This window comes from Ciceribacter azotifigens (assembly GCF_048159625.1).
Lineage (GTDB): Bacteria > Pseudomonadota > Alphaproteobacteria > Rhizobiales > Rhizobiaceae > Allorhizobium > Allorhizobium azotifigens.
This window is the reverse complement of the sequence record NZ_JBLQTA010000001.1, coordinates 146924-170404: the sequence shown is the minus strand read 5'-3', so window position 1 is coordinate 170404 and position 23481 is coordinate 146924. Positions and strand designations below refer to the sequence as shown.

23 protein-coding genes and 1 pseudogene are annotated in these 23481 nt (G+C 66.0%); 13 read left to right on the top strand and 11 right to left on the bottom strand.

Annotation, left to right across the window (positions count from 1 at the left end; all coding sequences use genetic code 11):
• Positions 1 to 62 precede the first annotated feature (62 nt).
• Positions 63 to 1526 (top strand): protein adenylyltransferase SelO, encoded by a 1464-nt coding sequence (locus ACM6UT_RS00875; protein ID WP_416795488.1) that lies wholly within the window; start codon positions 63 to 65, stop codon positions 1524 to 1526.
• Between the two features lie 147 nt (positions 1527 to 1673).
• On the opposite strand, the gene ACM6UT_RS00870 is transcribed toward ACM6UT_RS00875, so the two are convergent.
• Complete coding sequence (locus ACM6UT_RS00870; RefSeq protein WP_416795487.1) at positions 1674 to 2777, bottom strand: saccharopine dehydrogenase family protein; 1104 nt, start codon at positions 2775 to 2777, stop codon at positions 1674 to 1676.
• 125 nt (positions 2778 to 2902) lie between these two features.
• Between ACM6UT_RS00870 and ACM6UT_RS00865 the strand changes: the two genes are divergently transcribed.
• From ACM6UT_RS00865 to ACM6UT_RS00845, 5 genes are all read left to right on the top strand, one after another.
• Complete coding sequence (locus ACM6UT_RS00865) at positions 2903 to 3334, top strand: Lrp/AsnC family transcriptional regulator (RefSeq protein ID WP_416795861.1); 432 nt, start codon at positions 2903 to 2905, stop codon at positions 3332 to 3334.
• A 158-nt stretch (positions 3335 to 3492) separates the two neighbouring features.
• Positions 3493 to 4074: an ATP-dependent Clp protease proteolytic subunit gene (locus ACM6UT_RS00860; protein ID WP_416795486.1), complete on the top strand. Its 582-nt coding sequence runs from the start codon at positions 3493 to 3495 to the stop codon at positions 4072 to 4074.
• 160 nt (positions 4075 to 4234) lie between these two features.
• Positions 4235 to 5431, top strand: a complete 1197-nt coding sequence (locus ACM6UT_RS00855; protein WP_416795485.1) for a benzoate/H(+) symporter BenE family transporter — start codon at positions 4235 to 4237, stop codon at positions 5429 to 5431.
• 357 nt (positions 5432 to 5788) lie between these two features.
• Positions 5789 to 7501: a 2-isopropylmalate synthase gene (gene leuA / locus ACM6UT_RS00850; RefSeq protein ID WP_416795484.1), complete on the top strand. Its 1713-nt coding sequence runs from the start codon at positions 5789 to 5791 to the stop codon at positions 7499 to 7501.
• Positions 7502 to 7504: 3 nt separating this feature from the next.
• Complete coding sequence (locus ACM6UT_RS00845; RefSeq protein ID WP_416795483.1) at positions 7505 to 8296, top strand: alpha/beta fold hydrolase; 792 nt, start codon at positions 7505 to 7507, stop codon at positions 8294 to 8296.
• A gap of 18 nt (positions 8297 to 8314) precedes the next feature.
• Here ACM6UT_RS00845 and ACM6UT_RS00840 read toward each other — a convergent pair whose 3' ends face one another.
• The gene (locus tag ACM6UT_RS00840; RefSeq protein WP_416795482.1) at positions 8315 to 9223 is read right to left on the bottom strand and encodes a metallophosphoesterase family protein; all 909 of its coding nucleotides are present in this window, start codon (positions 9221 to 9223) and stop codon (positions 8315 to 8317) included.
• 40 nt (positions 9224 to 9263) lie between these two features.
• On the opposite strand from ACM6UT_RS00840, the gene ACM6UT_RS00835 reads away from it, so the two are divergent.
• Positions 9264 to 9758 carry an NUDIX domain-containing protein gene (locus tag ACM6UT_RS00835; RefSeq protein WP_416795481.1) on the top strand — a complete coding sequence of 165 codons (495 nt, stop codon included), beginning with the start codon at positions 9264 to 9266 and terminating at the stop codon, positions 9756 to 9758.
• On the opposite strand, the gene ACM6UT_RS00830 is transcribed toward ACM6UT_RS00835, so the two are convergent.
• A complete protein-coding gene (locus ACM6UT_RS00830; RefSeq protein WP_416795480.1) occupies positions 9724 to 10749 on the bottom strand; it encodes a glutathione S-transferase family protein in 1026 nt (341 codons plus the stop codon). The genes ACM6UT_RS00835 and ACM6UT_RS00830 overlap by 35 nt on opposite strands.
• A gap of 263 nt (positions 10750 to 11012) precedes the next feature.
• On the opposite strand from ACM6UT_RS00830, the gene ACM6UT_RS00825 reads away from it, so the two are divergent.
• Positions 11013 to 11513: a GNAT family N-acetyltransferase gene (locus ACM6UT_RS00825; RefSeq protein ID WP_416795479.1), complete on the top strand. Its 501-nt coding sequence runs from the start codon at positions 11013 to 11015 to the stop codon at positions 11511 to 11513.
• Between the two features lie 96 nt (positions 11514 to 11609).
• On the opposite strand, the pseudogene ACM6UT_RS00820 reads toward ACM6UT_RS00825, so the two are convergent.
• A pseudogene (locus ACM6UT_RS00820) lies at positions 11610 to 11729 on the bottom strand (GNAT family N-acetyltransferase); the annotation flags it as partial.
• Between the two features lie 57 nt (positions 11730 to 11786).
• Here ACM6UT_RS00820 and ACM6UT_RS00815 point away from each other — a divergent pair.
• Positions 11787 to 12128 carry a nuclear transport factor 2 family protein gene (locus ACM6UT_RS00815; protein WP_416795478.1) on the top strand — a complete coding sequence of 114 codons (342 nt, stop codon included), beginning with the start codon at positions 11787 to 11789 and terminating at the stop codon, positions 12126 to 12128.
• A 32-nt stretch (positions 12129 to 12160) separates the two neighbouring features.
• On the opposite strand, the gene ACM6UT_RS00810 is transcribed toward ACM6UT_RS00815, so the two are convergent.
• The 4 genes from ACM6UT_RS00810 to ACM6UT_RS00795 are packed head-to-tail and all read right to left on the bottom strand — an operon-like array spanning position 12161 to position 18975.
• A complete protein-coding gene (locus tag ACM6UT_RS00810) occupies positions 12161 to 14230 on the bottom strand; it encodes a hypothetical protein (RefSeq protein ID WP_416795477.1) in 2070 nt (689 codons plus the stop codon).
• Between the two features lie 2 nt (positions 14231 to 14232).
• On the bottom strand, positions 14233 to 17034 hold the full coding sequence (locus ACM6UT_RS00805) for a DUF4159 domain-containing protein (RefSeq protein WP_416795476.1): 2802 nt from the start codon (positions 17032 to 17034) through the stop codon (positions 14233 to 14235).
• Positions 17031 to 17948 (bottom strand): DUF58 domain-containing protein, encoded by a 918-nt coding sequence (locus ACM6UT_RS00800; protein WP_416795475.1) that lies wholly within the window; start codon positions 17946 to 17948, stop codon positions 17031 to 17033. The genes ACM6UT_RS00805 and ACM6UT_RS00800 overlap by 4 nt, the downstream gene beginning before the upstream one ends.
• Positions 17949 to 17961: 13 nt before the next feature.
• Positions 17962 to 18975, bottom strand: coding sequence for an AAA family ATPase (locus tag ACM6UT_RS00795; RefSeq protein WP_416795474.1), 1014 nt, complete (start codon positions 18973 to 18975; stop codon positions 17962 to 17964).
• A gap of 158 nt (positions 18976 to 19133) precedes the next feature.
• Here ACM6UT_RS00795 and ACM6UT_RS00790 point away from each other — a divergent pair, with 158 nt between their 5' ends.
• The 4 genes from ACM6UT_RS00790 to ACM6UT_RS00775 all read left to right on the top strand — a co-directional run bounded on the left by ACM6UT_RS00790 (position 19134) and on the right by ACM6UT_RS00775 (position 21814).
• Complete coding sequence (locus tag ACM6UT_RS00790; RefSeq protein ID WP_416795473.1) at positions 19134 to 19751, top strand: DUF1285 domain-containing protein; 618 nt, start codon at positions 19134 to 19136, stop codon at positions 19749 to 19751.
• The gene (locus ACM6UT_RS00785; protein WP_416795472.1) at positions 19748 to 20395 is read left to right on the top strand and encodes a CoA pyrophosphatase; all 648 of its coding nucleotides are present in this window, start codon (positions 19748 to 19750) and stop codon (positions 20393 to 20395) included. Before ACM6UT_RS00790 ends, ACM6UT_RS00785 begins: the two co-directional genes overlap by 4 nt.
• Positions 20392 to 20847 carry a hypothetical protein gene (locus ACM6UT_RS00780; protein ID WP_416795471.1) on the top strand — a complete coding sequence of 152 codons (456 nt, stop codon included), beginning with the start codon at positions 20392 to 20394 and terminating at the stop codon, positions 20845 to 20847. The genes ACM6UT_RS00785 and ACM6UT_RS00780 overlap by 4 nt, the downstream gene beginning before the upstream one ends.
• A complete protein-coding gene (locus ACM6UT_RS00775) occupies positions 20732 to 21814 on the top strand; it encodes a CCA tRNA nucleotidyltransferase (protein ID WP_416795860.1) in 1083 nt (360 codons plus the stop codon). The genes ACM6UT_RS00780 and ACM6UT_RS00775 overlap by 116 nt, the downstream gene beginning before the upstream one ends.
• A 6-nt stretch (positions 21815 to 21820) precedes the next feature.
• On the opposite strand, the gene ACM6UT_RS00770 is transcribed toward ACM6UT_RS00775, so the two are convergent.
• The 3 genes from ACM6UT_RS00770 to hemF all read right to left on the bottom strand — a co-directional run bounded on the left by ACM6UT_RS00770 (position 21821) and on the right by hemF (position 23409).
• Positions 21821 to 22009 (bottom strand): DUF1059 domain-containing protein, encoded by a 189-nt coding sequence (locus ACM6UT_RS00770; protein ID WP_416795470.1) that lies wholly within the window; start codon positions 22007 to 22009, stop codon positions 21821 to 21823.
• Between the two features lie 110 nt (positions 22010 to 22119).
• Complete coding sequence (locus tag ACM6UT_RS00765; RefSeq protein WP_416795469.1) at positions 22120 to 22392, bottom strand: hypothetical protein; 273 nt, start codon at positions 22390 to 22392, stop codon at positions 22120 to 22122.
• A gap of 102 nt (positions 22393 to 22494) precedes the next feature.
• A complete protein-coding gene (hemF, locus tag ACM6UT_RS00760) occupies positions 22495 to 23409 on the bottom strand; it encodes an oxygen-dependent coproporphyrinogen oxidase (RefSeq protein ID WP_416795468.1) in 915 nt (304 codons plus the stop codon).
• Between the last annotated feature and the right edge of the window lie 72 nt (positions 23410 to 23481).

The following is a 23481-nucleotide window of genomic DNA, read 5'->3' as shown; positions in this document are numbered from 1 at the left end:
CCCCATATTCGGGATGTCAGCCGTCTGGCCGCGTGCATGGATTCGGGGAAGGAGACACAAGCTTGATTGCCTTCGACAACAGCTATGCCCGTTTGCCCGAGCGTTTCTTCAGGCCCGTGCAGCCCCGCCCGGTCGTTGCACCGCGCCTCATCCGGTTCAACGCACCTCTCGCCGACGAGCTCGGCCTTGATCTCGGCGCACTCGACGACGACGCACTTGCGCGCCTTTTCAGCGGCAATGCGCTGCCGCAAGGAGCCGCTCCGGTTGCCATGGCCTATGCGGGTCACCAGTTCGGCAATTTCGTGCCGCAGCTCGGCGACGGCCGGGCGATCCTGCTCGGCGAGGTGCTCGATCGGCACGGGGTCCGCCGCGACATCCAGCTCAAGGGGGCCGGCGAGACACCGTTCTCCCGGCAGGGTGACGGTCGCGCGGCGCTCGGACCGGTGCTGCGGGAATATATCGTCTCCGAAGCCATGCACGCTCTCGGCGTTCCGACGACGCGGGCGCTCGCCGCGGTTCTGTCGGGTGAGCCGGTCTATCGCGAAACGGCGCTGCCCGGCGCGATCCTGACCCGGGTCGCGGCGAGTCATGTCCGCATCGGCACATTCCAGTATTTCGCCGTCCGTGGCGACATCGACGGTTTGCGCGCGCTTGCCGGTCATGTGATCGCCCGGCATTATCCCGAGCTTGCGGACCTGCAGGATCCCTATCTCGCACTTTTCCGGGCGGTGGCCGTCCGCCAGGCGGCGCTCGTCGCCCGGTGGATGTCGATCGGCTTCATTCACGGCGTCATGAACACCGACAACATGACCGTTTCCGGCGAGACCATCGATTTCGGCCCCTGTGCCTTCCTCGACGAATACGATCCGCGCAAGGTCTTCTCCTCGATCGACCAGCGCGGCCGTTACGCCTATGCCAATCAGCCGGGCATCGCCCAATGGAATCTGGCGCGGTTTGCCGAGACCTTGCTGCCGCTGATGGGGGGACGCGAGGACGAGAACGTCGAAGCGGCCAACGAGGCGCTCGCCGAGTTCGGCCGGGTCTTCCAGGCGCGTTGGCTCGATGCCTTCCGCGAGAAGCTTGGTCTCACCGGAGACGACCCGGAGGACCTCCCGCTCGTCAATGACCTGCTCGCGCTGATGCACGGGGGCGAGGCCGATTTCACGCTGACGTTCCGGGCGCTTGCCAAGCTCGCCGGCGGCGGGCCGGACGCGCTCCTGCTGGAACGTTTCACAGATGCGGAGGGTGTCGCGGACTGGCTTTCCCGCTGGCGTGCGCGGACAAACGCGGAACCGCTTGCGCCATCTGCACGGCAGGCGGCGATGGAGAGGGTCAACCCGGCCGTCATCCCGCGCAACCACCGCATCGAAGAGGTGATCGCCGCCGGTCTCGCCGGTGATTTCGCGCCTTTCGAGGGGATGCTGGAGGCCACGGCGAAACCCTACGAGGAACGGCTGGAATTTGCCGCCTTCATGGCACCGCCGAAGCCGGAAGAACGGGTCGCCCGGACCTTTTGCGGGACGTGACCGCCCCCAGAATGCAAACACGGCGACCGGGCGTCGGCACCTTCAACCGGGCGCCTTCCGCATGAGAGGCCTCTCGGAAACGAAAACGGGTGAGAGTGCGGACACTCTCACCCGGATGTCTGATTCGTCGGAGCGAAATGCGGCGGCTTACGAAGCCTTCGGCAGGCGCAAGGTTTCCGGATCGTAGACGCGGCCGAAGCGGTTCGCGAGGAAGCGTTCGAGGCTGATTTCCTCCTGGCGGACGAAGCCCTGCTGCGGCAGTTCGCCGTTTGCCAGCATATCGAGCACGGTGCAGATGCCGGCGGCGGTGGTGATCTGGATCGCGCTCATCTTGCGCCCGGCGACGACGCCGGCATAGACCTTGTTGGCGTAGGTATCCTGCATAAAGCGGCCTTCGCGGGCGCCGCAGACGGTGACGAAGATCACCACGACATCCTGCATCGTCGCCGGCAGCGCGTTCTCGAAGAGGTCCTTCAGCACGTCGCGGCGGTTCTTGAGGTTGAGGTCGTTCAGGAGCGCCTTCACGATCGACTGGTGGCCCGGATAGCGGATGGTGCGGTAGTTCATCGTCCGCACGCGGCCTTCAAGCGTCTTGCAGAGCGTGCCGAGGCCGCCCGAGGTGTTGAAGGCCTCGTAGGTGACGCCGTCGAGCGAAAATTCCTCGCGTTCTTCCATGGCCGGAACGGTGACGAGCTTGCCTTCGACGATCGCCTCGCAAGGCTCGATGTACTCGTTGATCAGCCCGTCGGTGCTCCAGGTCAGGTTGTAGTTGAGCGCGTTCGAGGGATATTGCGGCAGGGCGCCGACGCGCATGCGCACGCTGTCCAGCGTGTCGAAGCCGGTCGCGAGATCATGGGCGACGATCGAGATGAAGCCCGGGGCGAGCCCGCATTGCGGAATGAAGGCGCCCTTCGCGCCCTTGGCGAGGGCTTCCACCTTGCGGGTGGTGGCGACGTCCTCGGTCAGGTCGAGATAGTGGATGCCGGTGCGGGCGGCGGCCTCGGCGATCGCACCCGTCAGGTGGAACGGCGCGGCGCTCAGGACCGCGAACTTGCCCGAAAGCAGGGCGTCCAGCGCGGCGCTGTCGGAGATGTCGACGGCGGCGGTGGAAACGGCTTCGTGCGGGGCGATCGCGCCGAGCTGTTCGCGGCTGCGGTCGGATACCGTCACGCGGTAGTCGCCCGTCGCGGCGAGCATGTGGGCGATTGCGCCGCCGATCTTGCCTGCGCCGATTACGACAATGTCCTTCATTGATGTCCCCTTGGAAGAATGAAATTGAATAGCATCAGAATGACGCCGTGATTGATCGTTTCATAGCGGCGGATTGTGCGATATGATGTGCTTGTATCGGCAGATCGGCGAAAGAAATGGACAAAATGCAAATTTCGGCCAAGGATCAGGAACTGCTGGCGCTGCTCGGCGAGAATGCCCGCATGCCGGTCGCGACGCTGGCGCGCCGGCTCGGCCTGTCGCGGACGACCGTGCAGGCACGGCTGGAGCGGCTGGAACGCGACGGTGTCATTGCCGGCTACGGGCTGAAGCTTTCGGACGCCTATCTGAGCGGGCTCGTGCGCGCGCACGTGCTGATCACCATCGCGCCGAAGTCGCTCTCGGCGGTCACCGCCGAGCTTGCGGCGATCCGTGAGGTGACGACGCTCCATTCGGTCAACGGTCCCTTCGACCTGATCGCCGTCATTGCCGCGGCCTCGATCGCCGAGCTCGACCGGCTGATCGACCGGATCGGCGAACTGGCAGGCGTCGAGCGCACGCTCTCCTCGATCATTCTCTCGACGCGGATATCGCGATAGCCGTCATTGGCGGGCAGGGGGCACCGTCGCGTGTCTCTCGCGCTTTCCTCGCGCTAACCGCCTGTTCACCGGTTCGGAGCTTCCCCTTTTTCCCGCATTGTTTTAGGACTTGAGTCGCACTATGTGCGGGAGAGTGAACCCCAAGTGGAGAATGTCCGATGAATGAAGACGACGACGAAAAGAGCAAGGAACTGCCGCTCGGCAAGGAAACGGAAGCGAACCTCTTCAAGTCGCGTTCGATCTTCATCTATGGCGGGATCACCCAGGAACTCGCCCAGAAGGTCTGCACCCAGCTCGTCGCACTGGCCGCCGCCAGCGACGAGGACATCCGCGTCTTCGTCAATTCGCCGGGCGGGCATGTCGAGTCGGGCGATTCGATCCACGACATGATCAAGTTCATCAAGCCGAAGGTCTGGATCATCGGCACCGGCTGGGTCGCTTCCGCCGGCGCGCTGATCTACGTCTCGGTTCCGAAGGAACAGCGCCTCTGCCTGCCGAACACCCGCTTCCTGCTGCACCAACCGTCCGGCGGCACCCGTGGCATGGCTTCCGACATCGAGATCCAGGCCCGCGAAATCATCAAGATGAACGAGCGGCTCAACAAGATCTTCGCAGCCGCCACCGGCCAGCCGGTCGAAAAGATCGCCAAGGACACCGACCGCGACTACTGGCTGTCGGCGCAGGAGGCCAAGGAATACGGCCTCGTCTCCCGCATTATCGAGAGCCAGTCGGACATCTGAGCCGATAGGCCCGGAGATTGAATTTGCCCCCGTCGGAGACATCCGGCGGGGGGTTGTGTTTGGGGGGCTCCGTACCCGTTTGTCGCAACCCTGCCTTGCCAAGGCCGGGCTTTTTTGATCTTCCATCGGCATTCTCCATCCGCCATTGCCGAGTCGCGCCATGTTGAAAGACCTTTCCGCGCAAAGCGTGTTCATGGGACTGCTCACCGCCTTCGTCGGTTTTGCGAGCTCGTTTGCCGTCGTTCTGCAGGGGCTGAAGGGAGTCGGGGCGACCGATCTCGAGGCCGCGTCGGGCCTGATGGCGCTGTCCGTTTCCATGGGCCTCTGCGGCGTGGTGTTGAGCCTCGTTACCCGCCTTCCGGTGTCGATCGCCTGGTCGACGCCGGGCGCCGCACTGCTGGTGACCGCCGGCGTGCCGGAGGGTGGCTTTCCGGTTGCGGTCGGGGCCTTCCTCGTCTGTGGCGTGCTCATCGTCGTCGCCGGCCTCTTCCGGCCACTCGGTCGGGCGGTCGCGGCAATTCCGGCGCCGCTCGCCAATGCCATGCTCTCCGGTGTCATCCTCGGGCTCTGCTTTGCGCCGTTCAAGGCGATCGCCTTCGATCCCCGGCTCGGTCTGCCGATCCTCGCCGCCTGGGCGGTGGTCGCGGCCTTCAAGCGGCTCTATGCCGTGCCGGCCGCACTTGCGGCCTTCGCGCTGGTCATCGCCTTCGGCGTCGACCTGCCGGAAGGGGCGATGGCGAGCTGGGCGGCCTCGCTTGCGCCGCCTGTGGAACTGGTGATGCCGGCCTTCACGGTCCCGTCGCTGATCTCGATTGCGCTGCCGCTCTTCATCGTCACCATGGCCTCGCAGAACATTCCCGGCATCGCGGTACTGAAGGTCAATCATTACAACCCGATGCCGGGGCCGCTCTTTGCGGCGACGGGCCTCTTCTCGCTCTTTTCCGCGCCCTTCGGCGGCCATGCGGTGAACCTTGCAGCGATCACGGCGGCGATGTGCGCCGGCGAGGATGCGCATCCGGACCCGAAGAGGCGCTACTGGGCGGCGGTCGTCTGCGGCCTCGGCTATGTCGTGCTCGGGCTGCTCGCCGGTGCGGTCACCGCCTTCGTCTCGCTCGCGCCGCCGATCCTCATCCAGGCGGTTGCCGGGCTTGCGCTGATTGCGGCCTTCTCCGGTTCGGCGGTCGCCGCCTTCAAGGAGGTCGACACGCGGGAGGCCGCCGCCGTCACCTTCCTGATCACTGCCTCCGGTGTCTCCTTCGGCGGCATTTCGGGCGCCTTCTGGGGGCTTGTCGCCGGTGGTCTGATGATGGCGCTGATGGCGCTTGTCTGCCATCGGCGCGATGGGCAGAAGCGATAGAGCCATGCATTTGTCGAGGCGCGGTGCGCATCAGGCGCTTGCAACGCGTAGATCGGCCCGGTATATAACGGGCATGAAGATTTCGGGCGACACGATTACGACCGTTCCCGCCGCCTGCCGCATCCCGGCCGGCGTGCCGGTGCTCGCCCTAAACTCGCTTCTTCTTGGCCTTATCCGCGGTTGCCGGGTCCACTGAGGAGCGCCCGGCGGCCGATAAGCCCGTCCGGCTCAGCTCCTCGAAAAATCCATGAAACCAGTTTAATGCAGTCCCGACGGGACCCAAGCATTTTCCGTTCGCTCCGGCCGCGATTGTCTGGCCTTCGAGAGCGGCGGTGAATGCGGAAGAGGAAGAAGACCATGAACATCAAGACCCACATCGCCAAGCAGGGCATGCCGGAAGCCGCGGTGAAGTACAGGCCCTATCCGCAGATCGACATTCCGGATCGCACCTGGCCGGGCAAGGCCATCACCAAGGCGCCGGTCTGGTGCTCGGTGGACCTGCGCGACGGCAACCAGGCGCTGATCAACCCGATGGGCCATGATCGCAAGGCCCGCATGTTCCAGCTGCTCATCGAGATGGGCTTCAAGGAAATCGAGATCGGCTTCCCCTCGGCCTCGCAGACGGATTTCGATTTCGCCCGCTGGTGCGTCGAAGAGGGCAATGTGCCCGAGGATGTGTCGCTGCAGGTGCTGGTGCAGTGCCGGCCCGAACTGATCACCCGCACTTTCGAGGCATTGGAAGGCGCACACAAGCCGATCATCCACTTCTACAATTCGACCTCCGAGCTGCAGCGGCGCGTGGTGTTCGGCAAGGATGTTCCCGGTGTCAAGCAGATCGCCGTCGATGCGGCGAAGATGATCTCCGACATGGCGGCCAAGGCCGGCGGCGGTTACCGTTTCGAGTATTCGCCGGAAAGCTTCACCGGTACGGAACTGGACGTCGCGCTGGAGATTTCCAATGCCGTCATCGACATCATCAAGCCGACGGCTGACAACAAGCTGATCCTCAACCTGCCGTCCACCGTCGAGATGTCGACGCCGAACATCTATGCCGACATGATCGAGTGGATGTGCCGCAACATCGACAACCGCGAGAACGTCATCGTCTCGCTGCATCCGCACAACGACCGCGGCACCGGCATCGCCGCGACCGAGCTCGGCCTGATGGCCGGCGCCGACCGCGTCGAAGGCACGCTCTTCGGCAACGGCGAGCGCACCGGCAATGTCGACGTCGTCACGCTGGCTTTGAACATGTTCACGCAAGGGGTTGATCCGAAACTGGATTGTTCCGACATCGAACGGATCAAGGCGGTCTACGAATATTCGAACCAGATGGTCATTCCCGAGCGCCATCCTTACGTCGGCGAGCTCGTCTACACGGCCTTCTCCGGCTCTCACCAGGACGCGATCAACAAGGGCATGAAGGCGATCCGCAAGGCCAATTCCCCGGTCTGGGAAGTGCCCTACCTGCCGATCGACCCGCAGGACGTCGGCCGTACCTACGAGGCGATCATCCGCATCAACTCGCAGTCCGGCAAGGGCGGCATCGCCTACATCCTGCAGGAGGACTACGGTATCAACCTGCCGCGCAACCTGCAGGTGGAGTTCCGTGAAGACATCCAGCGGATCACCGACGAGGAAGGCGTCGAGCTGCCGTCGAAGCGCATCTACGAGCGCTTCCTCGAACGCTACGTGACGCAGCCCGAGGCGCGGCTGAAATTCGTCGACCACCACACCTATCCCGACACCGCGCACAAGGGCATGCGCATCGTCGCGGCGGAGATCACCGACGGCGGCGAGGTGAAGCGCATCGAGGGCAGGGGAACCGGCCCGATCGACGGCTTCATCAATGCGCTCTCCACCTATCTCGGCTTCGAGATGTCGGTGCAGGACTATTCCGAGCATTCGCTGCAGCACGGCTCCAACGCCTCGGCGATCGCCTATGTCGAGGTTTCCCATCCCGGTGGAACGCTGTTCGGCGTCGGCATCAACACCAACATCGTCGCGGCCTCGCTCGAGGCGATCATCTCGGCGGCGAACCGGGTGCTGGAAGAACGCGCGAAGGCCTGAGCGATGGGCCTTCACGCGGAGGTCCGGGGCGACGTCGGAGCTGCGGCGGCACCGTTGGTGCTGTTGCACGGCTTCGGCGGTACGTCCGACATCTGGGCGGAGGTGCTGCGGCACCTTCCGCCCTCGATCCCCGTCCTTGCCTATGACCTGCCGGGCCACGGGCTTTCGCTTGAGGCCGATGGCCTTGGCGGCGCCGGTCGGATGGCGAAGGCGATCGCCGCCGATCTTGCCGCGCGCGGGATCGAGCGCTTCCATGTCGCAGGCCATTCCCTCGGTGGGGCGATTGCCGCGATCCTCGCCCTGAAGGCGCCGGACAAGGTGGCGAGCCTGACGCTCGTCGCACCGGGCGGCTTCGGACCGGAAATCAACGGCGCCGTCCTTTCCGCTTTCGCCTCTGCCGGCACGGCGGAGGAGATGCGGACCGCCATGGAGGCGATGGTCGCGCCGGCCCATGCGATACCGACGGCAGCGGTGGCCGCGATGCTTGCTGCACGGCGCGCGCCGGGTGCACGCGAAGCGCTCGGGACGGTCCTGAAGGCGATCCTTTCCGAAACGACGGAGGCCGGCGAGCCGCGGCAGGGCATGTTGCCGGTCGGCGATCTCCGCGGCCTGCCGATGCCGAAATATCTTCTCTGGGGGCCTGAGGACCGCATCCTGCCGGTCGGGCAGGCTCAGTCGCTCGAAGGAGCGGCGACGATCCGGCTCTTGCCCACGGCGGGGCACATGCTGCCGGAAGTGTATCCGGAGGAGGTGGCGCGCGTTCTCGCCGCCGCGATCGGAGCTGCGGCGGCCTGAACGAAGGGGTCGGGCGGGCTATTCGATCAGGAACTGGTGGTGATCGACCGTCATCTGGCCGCTCGCACCGGCGATGCAGTGGCGGTCCCATTGCAGCCGCCAGGCATTCGGTTCTCCGCTGATGGAGAAGAGGTTGTAGCCGGCGGGCGGCTTATGGCTGCCCGGCCCCTGCGAGGCGGCGGCGATGCCGACGACCGGAACCTTGCGGCCATGGCTTTCCAGCCAGTAGACTGTGTTGAGATGGGTGTGCCCATGCAGCACGAGCTCGGCGCCGCCGACCGAAATCGCCGCGGCGAAGCGGCGGATGCCGATCATCCGCTTGTGCGAGGAGGTTGCGCCGCGGATCGGCGGATGATGGATCATCACCACCCGGAAGAGGCCCTCCTCGCCGGCGGCCTTCAGCAGTTCGGCCGTCTCGCGCGCCTGGCGCTTGCCGAAATAGCCGGTGGCGGAGAAGGGCGGGGTGGCGAGCGAGGTGGAGCAGCCGATCAGGGCGACGAGGCCGCGCCGGCGGATATAGGGAAAGAGCTTGTGGCCCTTGCGCCAGATCAGCGGGTCGTCGTCGCCGCGCATGTAGTCGTACCAGGCCTGGATGGCTTCGTCGTGCGCGCCGGGAACATAGGCGTCGTGGTTGCCGGGAACCACCGAGGTGTCGAGCGGTGCGCCCGCCTCCTTCAGCCATTCCGCGGCCCGGCGGATCTCGATGCCGGAGGCGAGATTGACGAGATCGCCGGTGATCGCCAGGTGGTCCGGCGCGTGGCGGCGCAGATCCGCGAGTATCAGATCAAGTGCATTGGCGAAAAGGTGCTTGCGTCGGTTGCGGTGCCAGTTCACATATCCGGTAATGCGCTTCGAGGCGAGTTCACGGATGGTCAGGGCGGGAAGCGGCCCGAGGTGAACGTCGGAGATATGCGCGAGCTTGAACATGGCGCCTTCATAAAGGCGCAGCAGACCCGGAGCAAGCCCGATGGGGCAGGACGACAGGACGACCGAAGAGAAACGCAGCGCCGCCGCCCGACTGGTCACACGCATGCTGCACGGCTATTTCGCGATTTCCCGCGGCATGACGCTCGGCGTGCGGGCTGCCTGTTACGACGAGGCCGGCCGCATCTTCCTCGTGCGCCATTCCTATGTGCCCGGCTGGCACATGCCGGGCGGCGGCGTCGAGCGGCGGGAAACGGCGCTGCAGGCGCTTTCGAAGGAGCTGCGCGAAGAGGGCAACCTCGAACTGGCCGGCCCGGCGCAGCTCTTCCACGTCTATTTCAACACCCGTGTCAGCCGCCGCGACCACGTGCTGTTCTACCGGGCGAACGTGGTGCAGACGGCGCCGCGCAAGCCCGATCTGGAAATCGTCGAAAGCGGCTTCTTCGCCCTCCACGACCTCCCGCACGGCGTGACGCCGGCGACGCAGCGCCGCCTGCGGGAACTCAGCGGCGAGGTCCCGCCAGACGATCTCTGGTGAATGCTGCGGCTTCGGAGAGCGCCTCGCGGCCGTGCGGCCGGTCGAGGTTGAGCTCCGGTCCGACGGGCACGACGCCGGTCGGGTTGATCGTCTTGTGGCTGCGGTAATAATGCGCCTTGATGTGCGCCATGTTGACGGTGCCGGCGACGCCCGGCACCTGATAGAGATCGCGCAGGTAGCCCGAGAGGTTCGGATAGTCGGCGATCCGGCGGATGTTGCATTTGAAGTGGCCCACATAGACGGCATCGAAGCGCACCAGCGTGGTGAAGAGCCGCCAGTCGGCCTCCGTCAGCCGGTCGCCGAAGAGATAGCGTTGCGTCGAAAGCCGGTCGTCCAGCCAGTCGAGCGTCTCGAAAAGCGGCAGCACGGCGCTCTCATAGGCTTCTTGCGTGGTGGCGAAGCCCGCCTTGTAGACCCCGTTGTTGACGGTATCGTAGATCTTCGCGTTGATCGCATCGATGTCGGCGCGCAGCTCCTCCGGACAGAAGTCGTCGGTCGAGCCTGTCAGCCCGTCGAAGGCGCGGTTGAACATGCGGATGATCTCGGCCGACTCGTTCGAGACGATCGTCTGCCGCTTCTTGTCCCAAAGGACTGGCACGGTCACGCGACCGGTATAGGACGGGTCCGCCTTCACGTAGATGTCCGCGAGTGTTTTCGCGCCGAACAGGTGATCGACGGTACCGCCGTCGCGGTCCTTGAATTCCCAGCCCTTCTCCAGCATCAGCGGATCGACGACCGAGACCGGGATCAGGTCCTCGAGCTTCTTCAGCCTGCGGAAGATGAGGGTGCGGTGCGCCCAGGGACATGCAAAGGAGACATAGAGATGGTAACGGCCGGCTTCCGCCTCGAAGCCGCCCGTGCCGCTCGGACCCGGTGCGCCGTCGGCCGTCACCCAGTTGCGGAAGGCCGACTCACTGCGCCGGAAATGTCCTGCGGTCGCCTTGGTGTCGTACCATACGTCGTGCCAGACGCCCTCGACGAGCATGCCCATGACAGATTTCCTTCCTGCTTTGCGGTCTCTTGCCCGGGAAAATATGCCATGGGCCGGCAATTGCGAGATGCCGATTGCTGAACACTGCGTTTTTCCGATAGACGGCAAAAAAAAATGCTGCTATCGGCGTCGATACCTCATCTGGAAAGACAACCGATGGCCGAAACCCGGACCCTGCGACGACGCTGATGTTTTACCCGACGTGCTTCATGCGCGTCCCGTGAACCATTTGTCCCTGTCTGTCTGCCGGTCCTGGTCTTCCCATGAAAAATCACCAGCTTGTCTACCTCACCGAGGATGCGTCGCACGACGCCGTCATCGAACTCATCAATGAAGAAGCCTTCGGCCCCGGCCGGCACACCCGTGCCGCCGCGCGCATTCGCGAGCAGGGGCCGCATGACCGGGCGCTCTCCTTCATCTGCGCCGACGGTGGCGAGACGATCGCCTCGGTGCGCATGACGCCGGTGATCGCCGGCTCGGTGAAGGGCCATCTGCTCGGACCGCTCGCCGTTCGCCCCTCCCACAAGAACATGGGGATCGGCCGCGAACTCGTCCGCATCGCCGTCGATGCGGCGCGGCGCGCCGGATCGGAAGCCGTCATCCTCGTCGGCGACCCGCCCTACTATATGCCGCTCGGCTTCGAGAAGGTGGCGTGGAAGGCGCTGGAATTTCCCGGACCCGTCGACCCCGGCCGGGTGCTCGCCGTGCCGCTTGCCGCCGATGCCCACGAGAGGCTCAAGGGCGTGATCGCCTGGCGCCCCTGAGGCGCCGGTTTCTCTGGCGAGCCGCTTCTTCATCCAGGTGATCGAAAAGTCCCCGATGAAATTCTCCAGCGCACCGAAAACCTCGTAGCCCTGCCGCTCATAGGCGCGGCGGGCATCCGGGTTGATCGTGTCGATGTAGGCGCCGGTGCAGCCGCGCGCCTTCGCCTCGTCCTCGGCCAACTGCAGCAGCCGGCCTGCGAGGCCCTGTCCGCGCAGGCGCTCCGGAACATCCTCGCCCTCCCGACACTTTCAAGGACATGAAAGGAGGTCGGGATGATGGATTTCTGGAAGACGGAGGAGCGTCTCTGGCGCGAGGGGGCGGCGGCCTATGAAGAGCTGATGACCGGGGACTGCATCATGGTGTTCGGTCCTGTCGGGATTCTGGAGCGCGACCGGATCGTCGAGAGTATCCGGGCCGCGCCGCGCTGGTCCTCCGTCGCGATGTCGGAGCAGATGGTGCGGGAGCATGGCGGCAAGGTGGTGATCCTGGCCTATCGTGCGCGGGCGGATCGCGAAGGCGGCGGGGCTTACGAGGCCTACTGTACGTCCACCTACGTCCGAGAGGGCGACACCTGGCGCATTGCGCATCATCAGCAGTCGCCGAACCAGGGCTGACCGACATCGGGTTTCGGGCGGGGCGGGCGGCTTTACCGGCCCTCCCGCCACCACATGGCCGACATCGCGAGCAGCAGCACGGCAAGGCCGGCGAAACCGGCAAAGAGCGGCAGCGTGTCGATCCCCTTCAGCACCGTCTCGTCGGTCATGCGGATCAACATCCGCTTGTCGTCGCTGACGCGGATGTCGCTCCTCACCGGCAGGATGTCGGGAATTTTGAGGACGCCGCGGCCATCGTCGAGCCGTCCGAGATAGCCCTTGCTGCGCTCTGCGACCTGCGCCAGCGCCTCGGTGGTCGAGATCATCGCCTTGAATTCCTGCGCGTCGGCCGCGCCCACATGAGCGAGCGTCGAGAGCTCGCCATTGGTGATCTTGAAGAGGCCGGTCTCGTCCATCCGCTTTTCGCCGCGGTAGAGGCCGGGGGCGATCTCGGTGAGCGGCAGGTTCTCTGTCTTGCCGGAGGGGGATTCGACCACTGCTGCGCCCGGCGCGTCACCGATCGTCTGGCGGGTCACTTCGAGCAGGTGGCCGGAAGCTCTGGCCGTCAGCGCCTCTTCCTCCAGTTCCGGTTCCTTCATCAGCCAGTGGGCGATGCGGCGATAGAGCGAGACGTGCGGGCCGCCGCCCTCGAAGCCGCGCGCCCAGAGCCAGCCCTGGTCGGAGAGCAGCATGGCGACGCGGCCTTCGCCGGCGCGGTCGAGAACGAGGAGCGGGCGGTCGCCGTCGCCGGTCATCACCGTCTCGCCCTTCGGCGGCTCGACGTCGACGGTGCGGAACCAGCGGCCCCAGTGCGGCGGCTCGACGGCGGACCCGTCGAGGCCACGGGTGACGGGGTGGCGCTTGCCCTTGTCGGAGAGGCGCGGATAGAAGCCCACCTCGTGCATGGTGCCGAGGGGTGCGGCCGGCAGCACCGTTTCCAGCGGTGTCAGCGCGATCGAATCCTCGCTTGCATGCTCGGGGCCGGCGGCGATCAGCAGCGCGCCGCCCTTGCGGACGTATTCGGCGATGTAGTCGTAATAGAGGATCGGCAGCACGCCGCGGTGCTGGTAGCGGTCGAAGATGATGAGGTCGAAATCCTCGATCTTCTCGACGAAGAGCTCCCGCGTCGGGAAGGCGATCAGCGACAGCTCGTTGATCGGCGTGCCGTCCTGCTTTTCCGGTGGCCGCAGGATGGTGAAGTGCACGAGGTCGACCGAGGCATCGGATTTCAGCAGGTTGCGCCAGGCGCGCTCGCCGGCATGCGGCTCGCCGGAGACGAGCAGCACGCGCAGGTTCTCGCGGATGCCCTGGATGAGATGGACCGCCTGATTGTTCGCTTCCGTCACCTCGCCGGCGACCGGATCGACCGCAAGCTCCACCACGTTGGTGCCGCCACGCGGCACCTTGAACGGGAACGGCGTCTCCACTCCCGGCGTCGCGTCGACGGTCGCCGTCTGCTCACCGTTGATCGAGACGGTCACGCGTGCCGGCGCGTTGGTCGAGCGCCCGTCGTCGAAGACGCGGAAGGTCAGTTCCTGCTCTTCCCCGACGATGCCGAAGCGGGGTGCGCGCAAGACCTCGATTCGCCGGTCGTGCTCGTCGGCCTTGCCGGTGACGAGGCCGTGCACCGGCCCCGCAAAGCCGAGCGACTGGCCGGCGCCGGGCACGTCGTGCACCTGGCCGTCGGTCAGCAGGATCGCGCCGCCGACCCGCGCCGGCGGCACGTCGGAAATCGCCGAGTTCAGCGCCTCGAAGAGCCGGGTCGAGGGCGAATCCGAATTCTCCGCGGCGCCAGCCTCGACGATGCGCGGCTCGATCAGCGGGAAGCGCGCCAGACGTTCCTTGAGGGCGGCGAGCGCCTTGTCGGTCATCTCCCGCCGTCCGGCCGTCTCCTGGCTCTGGCTGCGGTCGACGACGACCGGGACGATGGTCGTTAGCTGCTCGCGGTTTTCCTGGAGAAGCAGCGGGTTGGCCAGTGCGGCGAGCACGGCGAGCGCGGCGAGGAAGCGGAGCGCCGTCCCCCGAACGGAGGCGCGGAAGCCGAGTGCCGCAAGGGCGAGCGAAATGACCGCGAGGGCGGCGAGGAAGGGGAATGGCAGGAAGGGGGCGAACTCGATCGTCATCGTCACTGCCCCAGCCGTTCGAGCAGGGCGGGGATGTGCACCTGGTCGGCCTTGTAGTTGCCGGTCAGCATGTACATCATGATGTTCACGCCGGCGCGGAAGGAGAGTTCCCGCTGCCTTTCATCGGGTGGCACGGTTGGCAGCATCGAGGCGCCGTTGGCGTCGATCGCCCAGGCGCCGAGCAGGTCGTTGCCGGTGATGAGGACGGGCGAAACCCCGTCAGCCGATGAAACCACGCCGCTATTGCTGTTTCGCGCCTCCTGGCGTGCTTCCACCCAGAGCGGGCTGCCGCTGTAGCGGCCGGGAAAGCCCGTCAGCAGGTAGAAGGAGCGCGTCAGCACGTGATCCGACGGCACCGGTTCGAGCGGCGGAATGTCGATGTTGGCAAGGATCGCCCGCAGCCGCTCGCCGTTCGCGCTCGGGCCTTCCTCGTTGCCGAAGCTCGCATACTGGTCGCGCGTGTCGAAGAGGACGGTGCCGCCCGCGCGCATATAGGCGTCGATCCGGTTGATCGCGGCGGCCGAGGGCATGGGCGCCGTCGCCGAGACCGGCCAGAAGATGATCGGATAGAAGGACAGCTCGTCGGTCTCGAGGTTCAGCCCGACCGGCTCGGCGGGTTCGAGCGTGGTGCGGTAGGTCAGGAATTCGGTGAGCCCGGCAAGTCCGCGCTCCGAGAGACTGTCGACGTCCTGTTCGCCGGTGACGACATAGGCGAGATGGGTGTTGTCGAGCCGCTCCAGAAGCTTTTCGTCGCCGGGACGGGCATCGGCGGCGTGGCTGCTGTCGGGGTGGAAGGCGAGGACCGTGGTCAGGGCAAACACCGCTGCGAGACCCTGGCGGCGGCGCCTGCCGCTGAAGACGCCGTTCATGAAGAGCACGATGAGGCTGTCGGCGAGAAGCAGGAGGAAGGCGAGCGCGAGCAGCGTCGGCTTCAGCGGCGTCGCGGCATCGCCGGCGAGCGTCTCGCGGGTCACGGCAGCCGCCGGATCGACGGGGAGCGGCAGGAGTTCGGCACCGGGTTCGAGGAGGTTGAGGGCAACGAAGCCATCCTCGCTGCCGTAGAGGCCGGGCGGATTGTCGAAGGTTGCGGCGGCTGGGCGGCCGGCGCCGAGATTGATCGGTTTCGCCGTCGCGGTGTCGGTGGTCATCGCGCCGCGCGCCGTCAGCAGCCGGTAGGGTGGCAGCGTCGCCGCGACTGTGCCGTTGTCCCCGGCGCCCGCGGCGGCGTGCGACAGTTGCACGATCCGCCGCAGCATCTCGACGAATTCACCCGAGATCGGCAGGTCGGACCAGGTCGCCTCGGCGCTGACGTGGAAAAGGACGATGCGGCCGGCGCCGTTCTCCTTGACTGTCACCAGCGGCGTCCCGTCGTTGAGGCTCGCCCAGGTGCGTTCCTGAAGATCGGGGGTAGGCTCGGCCAGCACCTGGCGCTTGATCAGCACGCCTTCCGGCTTCTTCATGCCCGCGAACGGACCGGTCTTTGGGAAATCGGCGAGCGGCTGTGGCTCGGCCCAGGACATGGCCCCGCCGAGCACGCGCTCGCCCTGCCTTAGCACGACGGGCAACAGCGGATCATCGGCGGGGGCGGCGGCGAGCCGCGGGCCGGCAAAGCGGATGACGGTGCCGCCCTTGGCGATCCAGCGCTGGAGCGGCTCGTAGAGTTCGCCGGGCAAGCGGCCGATGTCGGCGAGAATGATCACCGAGGGGTTCTGCGCCAGCAGTTCCGGGATCGCGGCGGCAAGATCGGCATTGTTCGAGCGGATCAGGTCGGCATAGGGCGCGAGCGCACGCTCGGTGTAATAGAGCGGCGAGAGCAAAGGCTGGAAGCCGTCGTCCGGTTCGCCGGAAATCATCGCCACGCGCCGGCGGCGGAAGCCGTCGTCGAGCAGATGGGTGGCGCCGGCATTGGCGGCACCGGTGACGGTTAGCCGGGTGAAGTCGTTGCGCAGTTCGAACGGGGCGGCGACGGTCGCCTTGGCGATCGTCTCGCCCGCCGAAAAGCGTGCCTCGCCGGTGGCGATCGCGCGCCCCTGCCGGTCCTGCGCATCGATCGTCAGGCGGCTCTCGCCGGCGGAAGGCAGCCGGGAAACCGTGACGTCCAGTTCGTTTGCACCGTTCACGGCGTTGGTGATCGCGACGGCCCCGCGTCCGTCGCCTTCGACGAGGCGCAGTTGCCGGGGCGCGAGCGCGGCGAGCTGTGTGACCGTGTCGTCGTCGGCCGTGGCGGCGACACCGTCACTGAGGAAGACGAGCGAGCCGGGCGCGGTTCCGTCGAGCGCCTCCTTGAGAGCTGTCACGGCGCGCGGACGATCCGGTTTCAGCGGTTTCGGTCCGGCGGCGCGCAGCTTCTTCAGCGCGGCGGCGGCCGTCGCCGGCACCGCGTCGTGGGTGGCGTCGGCAGTAAAGGCGATCGCGACCGGAATGTCTTCGCCGTCAGCCTCGGCGATCAGTCCCTCGGCCGTCGCAACGCGGCGATCCCAGTCGGCGGCCGCCGCCCAGCTGTTGTCGACGAGCAGGACCAGCGGGCCGTCGCCCGAAACGGATGCGGTCCGCGGATTGAGCACCGGATCGGCGAGCGCGAGGATCACGAGGGCGGCGATCACCATCCGGAGGAGCGTCAGCCACCAGGGGCTCTTGTCCGGCGTTTCCTCCCGCTTCAGGACGGTCGCGAGAATGCGCAGCGGCGGGAAAACCTCCGTCCGCGGCCGAGGTGGCGTGAGCTTCAGGAGCCACCAGATGAGCGGCAGTGCTGCGAGCGCGATGAGGACGGCCGGCGTCCCGAAGGCGAGGGGAAGAAAGCTCATCGCGCTCCTCCCGCAGGCTGCGGCGGATTGCCGGAGAGATACATATGGACGGCGACGAGCGCCTGCGAGGCGGGCTGGTCGGTCCGGTGGGCGACGAAGCTCCAGCCGAGCCGCCTGAGCGCTTCGCCGAGGCTTTCACGTCGGGCGAAATAGGCGCGGCGATAGTCTTCCTGCAGCCGTTCGGCGCGGCCGGAGACCAGCTTCTCGCCGGTTTCCGGGTCGGTGAAGATCGTCCGCCCGCTATAGGGAAAGGATTCCTCCGCCGGGTCGGCGACCTCGACGACGTGGCCGCGCAACCCGCGCCGGGCAAGCGGGGCGATCCGTTCCATGATCCGGTCGGCATCGTCGAGGAAATCGCCGATGAGCACGATGTCGCTGATCCCGCGGATCATCGCCGTTTCGGGCAGGCCCGCGGTCGGCGGCGCGTGCATGATCGCGGCGGCGAGGCGTTCGGCGGCATTGCGCGAGGAAACGGGATCCATGACGCCCGGGCACCCGATGCGCTCGCCCGAGCGCGCGAGGATTTCGGCGAGCGCCAGCATGATGACGAGTGCGCGCCCTTCCTTCGAGACGGGTGCGAAGGACGAGCGGTACATCATCGATGGCGACATGTCGGCCCAGAGCCAGACCGTGTGCGCGGCCTCCCATTCGCGGTCGCGGACATAGGTATGGTCGTCGCGGGCCGAGCGCCGCCAGTCGATGCGCGAGAGGCTCTCGCCTTCCGCATAGGGACGGAACTGCCAGAAATTTTCGCCGATGCCGCGCTTGCGGCGACCGTGCCAGCCGGCGATCACCGTGTTGGCGATCCGCCGCGCCTCGACCATGCAGTCGGGAACGAGCGCGGCGCGCTGGCGCGCACGCGTCAGGGCATCGCTTCCGGAGGTCTGCTCGACGATCTGGCCGATTGCTGCCACGCTGACCGCCTTTCTAGCCCCGCGCCTGCTTCACGAGGTCGAGGATGACGTCGCGCACCGTCATGCCTTCCGCGCGGGCGGCAAAGGTCAGCGCCATGCGGTGTTCGAGAACAGGCTCGGCGAGCGCCATGACGTCGTCGAGCGAGGGGGCGAGCCGCCCCTCATAGAGCGCGCGGGCACGGGCGCAGAGCATCAGCGCCTGACCGGCGCGCGGGCCGGGACCCCAGGCGACGTTCTTGTCGGTGCCGGCGTTGCCGTGGCCCGGGCGGGCGGAGCGGACGAGCGCCAGGATCGCGTCGACCACGGTCTCGGAAACGGGCATCTGGCGGATCAGCTTCTGGATGTCGATCAGGCGTGCCGCATCGATGACGCTCGACGGCTTCGCCTCGGTGACGCCGGTGGTTTCGAGCAGAATCTGCCGTTCCGCCGAAAGCTCCGGATAGCCGACGTCGACCTGCAACAGGAAACGGTCGAGCTGCGCTTCGGGAAGCGGATAGGTGCCTTCCTGCTCCAGCGGGTTCTGGGTCGCGAGCACGTGGAAGGGCGAGGGCAGGTCGTAATGCTGTCCGGCGATGGTCACGTGGTACTCCTGCATGGACTGCAAGAGTGCCGACTGGGTGCGCGGGCTTGCGCGGTTGATCTCGTCGGCCATCAGGAGTTGTGCGAAGACGGGACCCTTGACGAAACGGAAGGATCGCCGCCCGGTCTCGTCCTGGTCCATGACCTCGGTGCCGAGAATGTCGGAGGGCATCAGGTCGGGGGTGAACTGGATTCGGCTCGCCTCCAGCCCGAGCACGCTGCCGAGCGTCGAGACCAGCTTGGTCTTGGCAAGGCCCGGTACGCCGACGAGCAGGGCATGGCCGCCAGAGAGGATGGCGAGCAGCGTGTTTTCGACGACGCGCTCCTGGCCGAAGATCACCTTGGAGACTTCCCGGCGCACCTCGGCGATGTCGGACAGCGCCTTCTCGGCCGCGGCGATGATGGCCTTTTCGTCGAGCAAGGGTTCGGCCGACTTCATCATGCCCATGATCTTCTCCCTCTGGTTCCGGCGTCAGGACATTCGTACCATGCCGCCGTTCTTCCGTCGCATCTAAAAGAAGTTATTCCCCAATCGGCGGCTGACAAGCGTGCGCGGAATGACTATCTCGTGACAGACAGCGAATATCGGCAAACCGGGACGCAAAAATGGCAGGCGAAACCCTGAAGGCAACGACGGATGCGGCGGGACTGGCGGCGCTGGTCGCGCGTGCTTCCACGCAGACCGCGGGCAGGGGGCTGCCGCCGGTCGAGCGCTGGAACCCGCCGTTCTGCGGCGACATCGACATGGAAATCCGCGCCGACGGGACCTGGTTCTACATGGGAACGCCGATCGGACGCGAGGCGCTGGTGCGTCTTTTCTCGACCGTTCTGAGGAAGGACGAGGACGGCAAAACCTATCTGGTGACCCCCGTCGAGAAGGTCGGCATCCGGGTCGAGGATGCGCCGTTCCTGGCTGTCGAGATGGTGTCCGGCGAACGCGACGGCGAACCGGTGCTTACCTTCCGCACCAATGTCGGCGACGTCGTCGAGGCGGGGCCGGACCACCCCTTGCGTTTCGTCATTCACGGCGAGAACCATGAATTGAAGCCCTATCTCAACGTGCGCGGCCGGCTGGAGGCGCTGGTGTCGCGCGCCGTCATGTACGATCTCGTCGAGCGCGGCGAGGTGATTGAAATCGACGGGGTGGAGATGTTTGCGGTCCGCTCCGCCGGCGAAATCTTTCCCGTCATGCGGGCGGACGAACTGGACATGCTGTCGCGATGACCCTTTCGACGCTCACCCCCCGCTTTTCCGCCGCCGACTTCCGGCACAGGGCGCTGAACCAGATCGGCGCACCGCTCGAACATGCCTGGCGCGAGCACGGCGACCATCTGCTCAATCCGGAGACGCTGCAGGAGATCGAAGGGCTTCAGTTCAAGGATGCGGCGGTGCTCGTCCCGGTCGTCGACGACGGCGACGATGGTGCCAAGGTGATCCTCACCCAGCGGACGACGCGGCTGCGCAAGCATTCCGGCCAGATCGCCTTTCCCGGCGGCGGCATCGACGACACCGACATCTCGCCCGAGGAGGCGGCGCTGCGCGAGGCGCAGGAGGAGATCGGCCTCGACCCCACCTATGTCGAAACGGTCGGACGGCTTCCGCAATATCTCTCGGCGACCGGCTTCCGCATCATCCCTGTGCTCTCCGTCGTCAGCCGCGGCTTCACCATCACGCCCAATCCGCACGAGGTGGAAAGCGTCTTCGAAGTGCCGCTCTCCTTCCTGATGAACCCGGAAAACCACCAGCGCGACAGCCGCGACTGGCGCGGTATCCTCCGCCATTACTATGTGATGCCCTATGGCGAGCGCTACATCTGGGGCATCACCGCCGGCATCATCCGCACGCTTTATGAAAGGCTCTATGCATGACCAACCTGTCGCAGGAGCCCTGGTTTCGCGACCCGGCACTCATCCGTGTCATGGACCTCCTGAATGCAGAGGGCGGCGAGGGGCGGGTTGCGGGCGGCGCCGTCCGCAACAGCCTGATGGGGCTTCCCGTCGCCGATATCGACATTGCGACGACGCTGGAGCCGGAGGAAGTGATCGCGCGGGCGAAGGCCGCCGGCATCAAGTCCGTGCCGACAGGCATCGACCACGGCACGGTGACGCTGGTCGTCGACGGCAAGCCGTTCGNCCCCCCCCAACAGCCTGATGGGGCTTCCCGTCGCCGATATCGACATTGCGACGACGCTGGAGCCGGAGGAAGTGATCGCGCGGGCGAAGGCCGCCGGCATCAAGTCCGTGCCGACAGGCATCGACCACGGCACGGTGACGCTGGTCGTCGACGGCAAGCCGTTCGAGGTGACGACGCTTCGCCATGACGTGGAGACCGACGGGCGGCGGGCGACGGTCAAATTCGGTGCGGACTGGCAGGCTGATGCGGAGCGGCGGGACCTGACGATCAACGCCCTCTACGTCGACCGGGCGGGAGAGGTGATCGACCTCGTCAACGGCCTCCCGGACGTCGAGACGCGGACGGTGCGGTTCATCGGCGACGCCGACAAACGCATTGCCGAAGACTACCTGCGCATCCTGCGATTCTTCCGCTTCTTCGCTCATTACGGCGCCGGACGGCCTGACGCCGAAGGGCTCAAGGCCTGCATGCGCGCGCGCAGCAAGCTCGCAACGCTTTCGGCCGAACGGATCTGGTCGGAACTGAAGAAACTGCTCAAGGCCTCCGACCCGAGTCGTGCGCTTCTGTGGATGCGCCAGTCCGGTGTACTCACCGAGATCCTGCCGGAGACGGAGAAGTGGGGGATCGACGCGATCCACGGACTGGTTTCCGCCGAACCGGCGCTCGGCTGGCATCCCGATCCGATGCTGAGGCTTGCGGCAATCGTGCCGAAGGATGCCGCGCGGCTCGCCGCCATGGCCGAGCGGCTGCGGATGTCGAAGGCGGAGGCGCGCTTCCTCGATCACTTCGCGCATGCGCCGAAGCCGGACGTCGCAGTCAAGGATGCCGCCTTCGATCGCGACCTCTACCGTCATGGCAGGGAAGGGCTCACGACGGTCCTCAAGCTCGAGCTTGCGACGGTGCGGGCAAAGGGCGAGGACGATCCGGCGGTGATGTCACGGGTGGCGCGACTCTCGGCGCTTCTGAAACGGGCCGAAGCCTTCGAAAAGCCGTCGTTTCCTATCAGCGGCGCGGACCTGCTCGCCGCCGGCATTCCACCCGGACCGGCGGTTGGAAGGACGCTGAAAGCGCTGGAATCGGAATGGGTTGCCGGCAATTTCTCTATGGACCGGGCGAGGCTGCTCGCCCGGCTGGAAGAGATGAGCATTTCCTGAGCGGGGTCAGGCCGTCGCCTTCTCCGTGGTGACGATGCGGGCCTTGATGTTCTCGATCATGTTCTCGCGGATGATGGTTTCGCCATGCGTGGTCCGCATATGCTCGACCGCGCGGCGGACAACCTCCGCCTCCTCGTCCGCCCGGGTATGCCACGGGCAGCCGGGTACGAGCGAACCGCATTCAAACAGCTTCATGGCCTTCTCCTCTTTGTTCTGGTTTCGACCAATTCATTATAATCGGCGGGATTGGTCATAGGTTCCCTCCCGCCGGCACGACGGTCGGCAAGGGCTGCCGGAATAAGCGGCTAGACCTGCTCGGGCATGGCCCAGGCGTTGAACACTGATGGGGCCGCCCTCGGCTTCCAGCCGCGGATCAGCGCTCGTGCCGTGTCTACCGTGTCGAGCGTGCTCAAATCGCGCCCCGCAAGACGCAATCTGACCTGTTCCACGAAGTAGGAGTGGGGAAGGTCGACTCCGCCGGAGGCCCTGAGTTCTTCGGCGAGAAGGTCGATGATGCGTTCGGCTTCGGCAGCGTTTTCCTTGTTCTTCGGAGTGGCAGTGCCAATCGAACGAGCCATTGCATTTCTCCTCCTGCAGACTGCGGGAAGGATAGCATGGCATTAGGGATCACTAAACTATAAATTTTGTTAGAAGCCGTGAATTGGTTGCCGGGGCAGTGCTCACGGCCAGCGCACGACCGGAGGCATCGAGGACAGGATCGACTCGACGTTTCCGCCGGTCTTCAGCCCGAAGATCGTGCCGCGGTCGTAGAGAAGATTGAACTCGACATAGCGTCCGCGCCGGACGAGCTGTTCGTCGCGGTCGGCCTCCGTCCAGTCGTTGTTGAAGTTCGAGCGGACGATGCGCGGATAGACGAGATTGAAGGCACGGCCGACATCCTGCACGAAGGCGAAATCGGCCGCCCAGCCGCCCTGTTCTGGCCCGGAATGCAGCCAGTCGAAGAAGATGCCGCCGATGCCGCGCGGCTCGTTGCGATGCTTGAGGAAGAAGTATTCGTCGCACCAGGTCTTGAAGCGCTGATAATCCGCAACGGCGGCATGCTTGTTGCAGGTGATCTCCATCGCCCGGTGGAAGAGGCGGCTGTCGGGGTCCTCCTGTGTTCGCCGTCTGTCGAGCACCGGCGTGAGGTCGGCACCGCCGCCGAACCACTGGCTGGTCGTGACCACCATGCGGGTGTTCATGTGGACGGCGGGAACGTTCGGATTGACCGGATGGGCGATCAGCGAAATGCCGGAAGCCCAGAACCGCGGATCTTCCTCGGCGCCGGGCATCTGCTTGCGGAAGTCCGGCGAGAACTCGCCGTAGACGGTCGAGGTGTGGACGCCGACCTTCTCGAAGACGCGGCCTTCCATCATCGACATCCGGCCACCGCCGCCGGCACCGCCTTCGCGCAGCCAGTCCTTGCCGACGAACCGGCCGGGCGGCTGGTTGGAAAGCGGTCCCGCCAGCTCTTGTTCGAGCGTTTCGAAGGAGGCGCAGATGGTGTCCCTCAGCGTCTCGAACCAGGCGCGCGCCTCGTTCTTCTTCTCTTCGATGTTCTCGGGCAATTCCCGTGGCAGGTCGGGTCTTTCCATTCTGCAAATCCTTGTCTCCGGCCGTCCTTGACGAGTCGGCCGCATCGCCCCATGGCTTAGCAGGTCACCCGA